Origin of the sequence: Pedobacter psychrodurus, assembly GCF_004331735.1 — a bacterium.
Lineage (GTDB): Bacteria > Bacteroidota > Bacteroidia > Sphingobacteriales > Sphingobacteriaceae > Pedobacter > Pedobacter psychrodurus.
This window is the reverse complement of sequence record NZ_SJSO01000008.1, coordinates 221,350-231,308: the sequence shown is the minus strand read 5'-3', so window position 1 is coordinate 231,308 and position 9,959 is coordinate 221,350. Positions and strand designations below refer to the sequence as shown.

The 9,959-nt window shown below is 37.4% G+C and carries 10 protein-coding genes, 1 tRNA gene and 1 pseudogene; 7 read left to right on the top strand and 5 right to left on the bottom strand.

Going from position 1 to position 9,959, the window contains the following annotated elements; genetic code table 11:
* The 3 genes and pseudogenes from EZ456_RS12625 to atpD form a co-directional block, all read right to left on the bottom strand.
* Positions 1 to 194 (bottom strand): annotated as a pseudogene (locus EZ456_RS12625) (IS5/IS1182 family transposase); the annotation flags it as partial.
* 148 nt (positions 195 to 342) lie between these two features.
* Positions 343 to 588, bottom strand: coding sequence for an ATP synthase F1 subunit epsilon (gene atpC, locus EZ456_RS12620; protein ID WP_055912620.1), 246 nt, complete (start codon positions 586 to 588; stop codon positions 343 to 345).
* 79 nt (positions 589 to 667) lie between these two features.
* Entirely contained in the window at positions 668 to 2,170 is a 1,503-nt protein-coding gene (gene atpD / locus EZ456_RS12615) for a F0F1 ATP synthase subunit beta (RefSeq protein WP_116251722.1), read from the bottom strand.
* A 161-nt stretch (positions 2,171 to 2,331) separates the two neighbouring features.
* Between atpD and EZ456_RS12610 the strand changes: the two genes are divergently transcribed.
* The 5 genes from EZ456_RS12610 (at position 2,332) to obgE (ending at position 6,083) form a co-directional block, all read left to right on the top strand.
* The gene (locus tag EZ456_RS12610; RefSeq protein ID WP_131530639.1) at positions 2,332 to 3,240 is read left to right on the top strand and encodes an SDR family oxidoreductase; all 909 of its coding nucleotides are present in this window, start codon (positions 2,332 to 2,334) and stop codon (positions 3,238 to 3,240) included.
* Positions 3,241 to 3,341: 101 nt separating this feature from the next.
* On the top strand, positions 3,342 to 3,806 hold the full coding sequence (locus EZ456_RS12605) for a redoxin domain-containing protein (protein ID WP_131530637.1): 465 nt from the start codon (positions 3,342 to 3,344) through the stop codon (positions 3,804 to 3,806).
* Positions 3,807 to 3,904: 98 nt separating this feature from the next.
* Positions 3,905 to 3,978 (top strand) — tRNA-Arg (locus tag EZ456_RS12600).
* A 390-nt stretch (positions 3,979 to 4,368) separates the two neighbouring features.
* A complete protein-coding gene (locus tag EZ456_RS12595; RefSeq protein ID WP_116251711.1) occupies positions 4,369 to 4,944 on the top strand; it encodes an adenylate kinase in 576 nt (191 codons plus the stop codon).
* Between the two features lie 143 nt (positions 4,945 to 5,087).
* Positions 5,088 to 6,083, top strand: a complete 996-nt coding sequence (gene obgE, locus EZ456_RS12590; protein WP_131530635.1) for a GTPase ObgE — start codon at positions 5,088 to 5,090, stop codon at positions 6,081 to 6,083.
* A 457-nt stretch (positions 6,084 to 6,540) separates the two neighbouring features.
* Here obgE and EZ456_RS12585 read toward each other — a convergent pair whose 3' ends face one another.
* Together EZ456_RS12585 and EZ456_RS12580 are read right to left on the bottom strand one after the other, a co-directional pair.
* The gene (locus EZ456_RS12585) at positions 6,541 to 7,287 is read right to left on the bottom strand and encodes a YdcF family protein (RefSeq protein WP_131530633.1); all 747 of its coding nucleotides are present in this window, start codon (positions 7,285 to 7,287) and stop codon (positions 6,541 to 6,543) included.
* Positions 7,288 to 7,388: 101 nt separating this feature from the next.
* Positions 7,389 to 7,754, bottom strand: coding sequence for a YtxH domain-containing protein (locus tag EZ456_RS12580; RefSeq protein ID WP_131530631.1), 366 nt, complete (start codon positions 7,752 to 7,754; stop codon positions 7,389 to 7,391).
* A 265-nt stretch (positions 7,755 to 8,019) separates the two neighbouring features.
* On the opposite strand from EZ456_RS12580, the gene EZ456_RS12575 reads away from it, so the two are divergent.
* Both EZ456_RS12575 and EZ456_RS12570 read left to right on the top strand, forming a co-directional pair.
* A complete protein-coding gene (locus tag EZ456_RS12575) occupies positions 8,020 to 8,400 on the top strand; it encodes an OsmC family protein (protein WP_131530659.1) in 381 nt (126 codons plus the stop codon).
* Positions 8,401 to 8,492: 92 nt separating this feature from the next.
* Positions 8,493 to 9,746 (top strand): DUF2130 domain-containing protein, encoded by a 1,254-nt coding sequence (locus tag EZ456_RS12570; RefSeq protein ID WP_131530629.1) that lies wholly within the window; start codon positions 8,493 to 8,495, stop codon positions 9,744 to 9,746.
* Positions 9,747 to 9,959 lie beyond the last annotated feature (213 nt).

Sequence of the window (9,959 nt, the reverse complement as noted above, 5' to 3'; positions counted from 1 at the left end):
AAATATTTAAACATGCGTACCGGACTCTCAGCGTTACGCCCGTTGTCCGGACAGTACTTGCCCATTAGCTCATCATAGATAAAGCTAAAATCTATAAGCTCACTAATCTTGCGAAGTAAATTCTCCTTAGGAATAATTAGGTCATAAAGCTTGGAAAACTCACTAAACTGGATTTGTTGTTGTTGAAGAAGCATCTTAAAAGCAGTAATAATATACCTTAAAATACAAAAAAAGGAGTAGAAAAACTAGTTTTCTACTCCTTTTATCCCTTTTCAAAAAGAGACTTTTTCAGTGCCCTCATTCTTAAATCGGGAGGCTTTCTAAATGAGTTAATTATTTTGCTTAAGCGATACCTTCGGCTAAAACCACAATTTTGTTGTGGATAGCTTCAACCACACCACCTTTAATAAAAAAGCGTTGCTCATCAGCTTTGTTTGCTTTTATAATAACTTCTCCGTCTTCTAAAGTAGAGATGATAGGGGCGTGGTCTTTTAAAATCTGGAAAGAACCTAAAGTACCAGGAACCGTAACTGCTGTTACTTCACCTTCGAAAACTTTTTTATCTGGAGTTAATATTTCTAAATTCATTTTCTTTAGATTAGAGATGTGAGATATGAGATTTGAGACTAAGTCTCTCTCACATCTCATATCTAGTGTCTCACGTCTCTTAGTTCGCTTCTGCTAATAATTTTTTTCCTTTTTCGATTGCATCTTCAATGCTACCAACCAAGTTAAATGCAGCTTCTGGATACTCATCAACTTCACCATCCATGATCATGTTAAATCCTTTGATGGTATCTTTAATGTCAACCAATACACCTTTTAAGCCTGTAAATTGCTCTGCTACGTGGAAAGGTTGCGATAAGAAACGTTGAACACGACGTGCTCTTGATACGACTAATTTATCTTCTTCAGATAATTCGTCCATACCTAAGATCGCGATGATATCTTGTAGTTCTTTGTAACGTTGTAAAGTTTCTTTAACTCGTTGTGCAGTGTTATAGTGCTCATCACCTAAAACAGCTGGAGAAAGGATACGTGAAGTAGAATCCAATGGATCTACCGCAGGATAAATACCTAACTCGGCAATTTTACGCGAAAGTACTGTTGTTGCATCTAAGTGGGCAAAAGTTGTTGCCGGTGCAGGGTCAGTTAAATCATCCGCTGGTACATATACCGCTTGTACTGATGTAATTGATCCACGTTTTGTTGAAGTAATACGTTCTTGCATTAAACCCATCTCAGTTGCCAATGTTGGTTGGTAACCTACTGCTGATGGCATACGACCTAATAAAGCCGATACCTCAGAACCTGCCTGAGTAAAACGGAAGATGTTATCAACGAAGAAAAGGATATCTTTTCCAGCGCCTTCGCCATCACCATCACGGAAATATTCTGCAACAGTTAATCCTGATAATGCTACACGTGCACGTGCACCAGGAGGCTCGTTCATTTGACCGAAAACCAATGTTGCTTTAGATTCTTTTAATTTTTCAGTATCAACAGCTTTCAAATCCCATCCACCTTTTTCCATTGAATGTAAGAATTCGTCGCCATAGTTGATTACTCCTGATTCGATAAACTCACGAAGTAAATCGTTACCCTCACGAGTACGCTCACCAACACCTGCGAATACTGATAAACCAGCATAAGCTTTAGCGATGTTGTTTACCAACTCCATGATTAATACTGTTTTACCTACACCAGCACCACCAAACAAACCAATTTTACCACCTTTTGCATAAGGCTCTAATAAATCGATTACTTTAATACCTGTAAAAAGCACCTCAGTTTCGGTAGATAAATCTTCAAACTTAGGAGGGGTTGCATGAATAGGACGACCATCTGTTTTATCAACAGCAGTAATACCGTCAATCGCTTCACCAACTACATTAAATAAACGACCTTTAATCTGGTCGCCTACTGGCATTTTAATTGCTGAACCAGTATCAAGAACCTTCATTCCACGAACTAAACCGTCTGTAGAGTCCATTGAGATTGCGCGAACGCGATCTTCACCTAAGTGTTGTTGAACTTCTAAAACAATTTTTTGTCCATTTTCTTTCGTTATCTCTAACGCATCAAAAATTTTAGGTAGATGGGCATCATCAGCAAAGCTAACGTCAACCACTGGGCCGATAATTTGTGCTATTTTTCCTAAGTTAGGCATATCTGTTGTGAGTAAATTTATTACAATCAATGAATTAAAGCTGTTTGTAGGGGCTCCAATTCGGTTGGCAAAGTTAAGTTATTCTTACTGAATTTTAAATATATATTATAAATTTTTTCAACATGGTTTTTATAGATAATTTAGAGGCCTAAATACGGCATATGAAAACCATTTTAACAACAGGCAGCAACGGCCTTTTAGGACAGAAATTAACAGAAAAAGTTCTTGCCGAGGAAAGAGTAAAACTAGTGGCTACATCTAAAGGCGAAAATCGTTATCCAGTTATAAATGGATACGAATATGCAGAAATGGATATTCTAAATATAGTGCAGGTTAGGGCAGTTATCGAAAGGCATAAGCCTGATGCGATTATTAATACGGCAGCAATGACCAATGTTGATACCTGCGAGGCAAATAAGGAACTTTGTCGTCAATTGAATGTAGATGCCGTTCAGAATTTGCTATCGCTTTGCGAAGAAAAAAATATTCAGCTCATTCATTTAAGTACTGATTTTGTTTTTGATGGAGCTGATGGGCCATATAAAGAAGAGGATGCAGTTAATCCGGTAAGTTATTACGGTGAATCGAAAGTAATGGCAGAAGAGCTGTTGAAAAACTCAAAAGCAAATTGTGCAATCTTAAGAACAATATTAGTATATGGAATAACCAATGATATGAGCCGGAGCAATATTGTACTTTGGGCCAAAGGGGCATTAGAAAAAGCATCGCCTATTAATGTAGTAAACGATCAATGGCGTATGCCCACCTTGGCCGAAGATTTAGCAGAAGCCTGCTTGTTGGCTGTAGAAAAAAATGCAAAAGGAATTTACCATGTATCGGGTAAAGATTACATGAGTATTGCAGATTTAGTGCGAAAAGTTGCCGATTATTGGGGCCTTGATCAATCTTTTATTAACGAAATAAGTTCAACAAGTTTAAACCAAGCAGCTAAAAGGCCGATTAGAACTGGTTTTGTGTTGGATAAGACCATTAAAGATCTAGATTACCGGCCACATAGTTTTGAAGAAGGCTTGGCGATTTTAGATCAGCAGATGAAAAAAGATAATTAGTTCACTAGTCATTAGTTTATTGGGTGTATGCAATACTAATGAACAAATGGCCAATGAACTACTGAATCAATTAATATATTTAACCCATAAAAAATACAAAAATGGCATTACAAGTTGGCGATACCGCCCCTGATTTTAAATTATACAGTTCTGATTTAGCAGAAATTTCACTTTCTGCGTTCAAAGGAAAAAAAGTAATTATTCACTTTTTTCCTATGGCTTTTACCGGAACATGTACGGAACAATTATGTACCATGAGGGATAACTTCAGCTATTATGAAGGAATAAATGCACAGGTAATCGGTATTTCTGTAGATTCCCCATTCTCTTTAGCTAAATTTAAAGAAGTGCAAAGTTATCAGTTTCCATTATTATCTGATTTTAACAAAGAAGTGTCGGCAGCTTACGGTGCTTTTTATGATGAATTCGTGTTCGGATTGAAGGGCGTTTCGAAAAGAGCAGCTTTTGTAGTCGATGAAGAAGGAAAAATTGCTTATGCTGAGATTTTAGAAGATGCACATGATTTGCCTGATTTCAAAGCAATTAATGATGCATTAAGCGCATAAAGCTTATTCTGCAAAGAATTATTTTGAGATTTTTTAAATTTTAATTGGAAATTAAAATATCAAATTATACCTTTGCAGTCCGTTAACGATACGGAAACGCATTTGTAGCTCAATTGGATAGAGCATCTCACTACGGATGAGAAGGTTTGGGGTTCGAATCCCTACAAGTGCACAGAAAAAGAGGATTTCATTTATTGAGATCCTCTTTTTTGTTTATAGATGGTTCCACCTGACTGCACAAATGTTAAGAACACTTAAATTTTTTGTAAAATTTAATAAAAATGTAAAAGGATCGTTTGGCCATGTCGCCTAGTATTTGAAGAAAATTCTGTTTAATATAAAAATGGCACAAGATTCTTCTTAGAATGAGATAAATGTCATTAAAATAGCCCTTTTTTAAATAAATTACCAATTTTAAATGGCATCTAAATTAATAATTATATATTTGCAGCCTTGAAAGTAAGCAATGTCTAATCCTATTAATCAGTGATTTGAATATTACTTTTAACAGAGCCATAGGAATAAGGCTTTTTTAATTTTGAAGACAACCTAAACAACTTGAATGCTTAATTTAGTTCTCTTTGGCCCTCCAGGGGCGGGTAAAGGCACCCAATCTGAAAAGCTGATTGCAAAATATCAGTTGGTACACGTTTCAACAGGCGATCTTTTTAGAGCACACGTTAAAGGAGAAACCGAATTAGGAAAAAAAGTGAGTCAATTGTTAGCTGATGGAGAATTGGTTCCTGATGCCCTTACAATTGCCATGCTTGAAGAAGAGGTAGATAAAAATCCTGATGCTAAAGGATTTGTGTTTGATGGATTTCCACGTACCGTTCCACAAGCAATAGAGCTTGATTTATTTTTAGAGCGTAAAGGCAGTAAAATTGCTGGCGTTATTGCTTTAGATGTTGATCAGGACGAGTTAACAAAACGTATTGCTGAGCGCCATAAAACTAGCGGCCGTCCAGATGACGACGCTGAAAAATTGAAAAAACGGATTTCAGAATACTTTGATAAAACCATTCATGTATTGCCTTATTATGAAGAGCAAGGGAAGTTGAATAAAGTAAACGGAATTGGTGAAATAGAAACAGTATATAATGATCTTTGCGCTGTAATTGATCAATATAAGGTATAAGGTACCGGATCAGGATTAATTTTCAGATCTGATAATATTTCAAAAACATACAAAGAGTTATAATGTTAAAACGTTATAACTCTTTAATTTTAAGGGAGCTATCATTTCAACGTTCCAATAGTAAAACATTTCAATATTAAAATATGTCACAGGGTTCGAATTTCGTAGATTATGTAAAAATTTGTTGCCGTTCTGGTAAGGGCGGGGCAGGTTCGGCACATTTGCATCGTGATATTTTAACATCAATGGGTGGCCCCGATGGTGGTGATGGCGGTCGTGGTGGCCACATTATCGTTAAAGGTAGTATTCATATCTGGACATTATTACACCTTAAATACCGCAAGCACATCATTGCCGAAGATGGTGGTGCTGGTGGAAGTTCTCATAAATTTGGCAAACAGGGGATTGATGAAATTCTCGAAGTTCCACTTGGCACCATTGCCAAAGATGCAGAAACAGGAGAGGTACTTTTTGAAATTACCAAAGATGGCGAGACCAAAATTTTAACGGCAGGTGGTCGCGGTGGTTTAGGTAACGCACATTTTAAAAATTCAGTTCAACAAACTCCGCGTTTTGCACAACCGGGCGAACAAGGAAAAGAGGTTTGGAACATTTTAGAGCTAAAAGTTTTAGCCGATGTTGGCCTGGTTGGTTTCCCAAATGCGGGAAAATCTACGTTACTTTCTGTCGTTTCTGCTGCTAAACCAGAAATTGCCGATTATCCTTTTACTACTATTGTTCCAAACCTAGGTATAGTAAGTTATAGGGGAGGAAAATCTTTTGTAATGGCCGATATCCCTGGGATCATCGAAGGCGCATCAAAAGGTAAAGGTTTAGGATATCGTTTCTTACGTCACATTGAACGTAACTCCGTATTATTATTCATGGTTCCGGCCGATACAAGCAGAAGTATTAAAGAAGAATACGAAATCCTTAAAAGAGAACTCGAAACGTATAATCCTGAATTAATGCAAAAACCGCACGTTTTAGCTATTACGAAATCAGATATGCTGGATGAAGAATTGATGGATGAAATGAAACAGGACTTGCCTAATATTCCATCTATATTTATTTCATCGGTAGCCGAAAAGAATATTTTAGAACTGAAAGATATGCTTTGGAAAGCAATTGAAGGATAAACATTGGTTTAACGGTATAAATTTGTTAATTGTCGATTTAACCTACTAACCTGAGTTCGATTAATTTTATGAGCCTATTGGCAAGCCGAAAGAAATTGCTTTAGTTAACAATAGTCGATTTTTATTATTGGCGGATGAAAAACCGCTGTTTCCTGTAGCAGCCTGGGTTAAATAAACCCGATTGTCGGGGAGAGTTTCCGATCCTTCATCGGAACTCGTACCAAAAGCGGGACAGGATTTGCGAAAAGTACAGAACCAACCATTTCCAATTCTTTAGTATTTTTTCTTTTTGGGAAATGAAAGGGCAATGTTTCATAGGTGCTGTAGTCCCGCCATTCGCTTTATCCCGATTGAAAATAATCGGAATGTCCGCTCCTGTCGGGTTTAGTTAACAATGGTTTGTTTATAATAGCCAGGTTACTAAGTTCACGATTAATGAATTAACCGATTGAAGCCATTAAGCCCTTATGCGGTCTACAGTCAAACCAATCCATTCTTTAAATAACATTTCCCATGCGCCTAATGCACTGGTATTTGGGATAATGAAATCACTAAATTCAAATTCCGTACTTCCGGAAAAATTGGTTGGGTAATATTCAATCTTGTGCTTAGTCTGTTTATCAAAAATCAGTTTTGCTCTTGGGATGTGCCAGGCGCTGGTTATCACTAAAATTTTAGCTTTAGGGTTCTTTTTAGCGATAAGTGCCAGGCTGTATTTTGCATTCTCGACGGTATTTCTACTTTGATTTTCGATCAAAATTGCAGAATCAGGAATACCGATCAATTTTAAGTATTTAATGGCTAAATCAGCTTCTTTTATTTGTTGATCTATTAAATTTGCACTTCCTCCACTAAGCAGTATCTGCTTAATTTGTCCTTTTTTATACAGTGCAATTGTTTGGAATAATCTATCACCTGCCCAATTAAAAGCAATTTCATTATTTCGCTTATTTAAACCTGAAAAGCCCCCAAGTACTATTCCAACATCATATTTCTCTGCCTTTGGATAGCCGGCTTCGTAACTGCTTGTTATTTTGCCAACTATAAAAGCATTAGAAAAAAATAATAAAATAATTAAGAGGCAGACTAAATACCTTTTTCTTTGTTTAGGTTGTTTTGCTGCAATTGCAAGAATCAAAAGCACAAAAATCCACACTATCGGTTTAAAGAGGAAAAGCAAAATCTTTGAGAGGATAAAAATCATGTATAGAAATTATCCCGTAAAACTAAGAAATTGTTTAATGGTTATTGGGTTGGGTGGCATTAATTGGTTATTGCAAGGCGATAACCAATTAATGCATAGTTTTATCCTTGTCCTTCTTGCACCTGACCATTCTCATGGGCATTTTCTAAAATTTCTTTCACATCCGATTTGCGCTTCTTGGCAACAGTATGTTTAAAATGAGGCACTTCATGTTCAATAATATCTTCTTCGATGGCCTCTACACCAAAAACCTTCTCTTTTAAAAGATTGTATTTGTCTTGAAAGCCATAACGTAGATTTTTAGCTCCGCCTACAATTTTTCCGCGGGTACCTGCACCGCTATCAGGGGCAAATAAAATACTAATTACTGCGCCCGCCGCTAAACCAGCCACTAAAGCAAGTGCTATTTTTGCACTGTTATCCGATTCGTGCTTTAAATATTTTCCGATTAACTTTCTGTATTTCATGATCATATGGTTTTATAAATGAACAAATCGCTTGTTATAATGTTTGATGTTTTTTGATTTGGAAAGCAAGTGCAGTAGTTTTTTGGAGAAACAGTCTGGGTGGTAGGGCAACAGGCCTATAAAACGAAGAACGGAAAGCAATTTTTTTAATCCTGCCTGTTGCAGTCCGTCATAAAATTGCGATGTCCATTTAAAAAAAATGACCAGCATTTTGCTGAAGTTTAAAGTTAATGCACAATATTTGGCAATTAAAACCAATTTAATAATGGTAAAAGCAACAATAAATAAAGAGCACTATGCGTGTTCGGTAAGTAATGGTTCTCATGATATTATAGTAGACGAACCTTTAGAATTGGGTGGAACACATAAAGGATTTGCACCAAAAGGTTTGTTAATGGCTTCTTTGGCATCTTGTGTAGCCATTACTTTAAGAATGTATGCCGATAGAAAAGAATGGCCTATCGATAAAATTGAGGTGGAAGTAAACATTGATACCGAAAATGGCGAAACTATATTTTTTGAAGAAATTACCTGTACAGGAGTACTTACTGAAGAACAAAAAATCAGATTGGAAGAAATAGCAGCAAAATGCCCGGTAAGTAAAATTTTGGCCGCTGGTCACGAAATCAGATCGAAGGTACTTTAAATCGTGATGGTGCAAAACTCGTTTGTACATTCATAAAAAGCTTTAATATCTTTGTCTAAACCCAAGCGTTCGCTGTGGTAAAAAAATAATTTATGCCTACCGAAATAAAATGCCCCAACTGTGCTCATGTTTTTCCGATGGAAGAAGCCATGGCCGAAGATTATAAGAAAGAGTTACGTGAGAAAGCGGCTGCTTATGCAAGGCAGAAAGATGAAGAATATCAACGTAAACTGCAGGTTTTTGAATCAGAAAAACAGCAGCAGTTGAAAGCTTTTGATGCTAAACTTGCTGAAGAGAAAACCAAGCTTAAGGATAATCTGGAGGAGAACCTGCGTAAAAGTATTTCGGCTGATTTTGAAACCAAACTGCAAATGTTGGAAGGTAATGCGAAAGATAATGCCGAAAAACTAAAGTTAGCACGTGAAAAAGAATTGGAGTTTTTACGCCGCGAGGAAAGCCTTAAGGTAAAAGAAGAAGAAATGGAACTTGCTTTTCAACGTAAAATGCAGGAACAACGTAACGAGTTGGTAGAACAGATCCGTAAGCAGGAGGCAGAAAAAAATAGCATTAAAGATACTGAGCACCAATTGCGTTTAAAGGAATTGGAAAAACAGCTCGACGATCAGAAAAAATTGGCCGAAGAAATGAAACGCAAAGCCGAGCAGGGTAGTATGCAATTGCAGGGCGAGGTGCAGGAATTGATCTTGGAAGAGCTACTTCGTACCAGTTATCCTTTCGATTTAATTGAAGAAGTTGGTAAAGGAGTGCGTGGTGCAGATTGTGTACAAGTGGTGCGTAATCAATTTGGGCAGGAATGCGGTAAAATTATTTACGAAAGTAAGCGTACCAAAGATTTTGGCGGCGACTGGATCGAAAAACTGAAGAAAGATATGCGCAGCATGGGCATTGATGTTGCGGTAATCGTGAGTCAATGTTATCCAAAAGGTATGGATTGTTTCGGGCAGCGCGATGGGGTTTGGATCTGTTCTTTCGAAGAAGTAAATGCCGTAGCCTATGTGTTGCGTGAAGGTATTTTGCGCTTGGCTGGTGCAGTAAAATCGCAGGAAAACCGAGGTGAAAAAATGCACATGCTTTACGATTACTTAATGGGAGCAGAGTTTTCAGAGCAATGGAAAGCCATTAGAGAGGGTTTTATGAGCATGAAACTATCCATACAACGCGAGCGTGATGCGATGGAACGCTTATGGAAAGCACGTGAAAAACAGTTAGAGAAAGTATTGTTGAATGCGACCCATATCAGAGGTTCGATAGAGGGCATTGCAGGTAGTGATAGTGTTCAGTTGAGTTTAACGGATGAGGACGATGATACCTTGCTTTTAGAGTAGTACCTAGCAAGAAATTGATTTTTCAGATCGAATCGTCATTCTGTCCCGATTTATACATCGGGATCAGGATCTATTTGGCAAGACAGACGTTAAAAAACTGCTAACTGCCAATTGTTAACTGCCAGCTGATTTGGGCGTTACCCTAATCCCGATGAATCGGGAAAGGGCCGGGCTTTTCAGGGCTACGCTTTGCTCCGGTACCGATGAAGGATC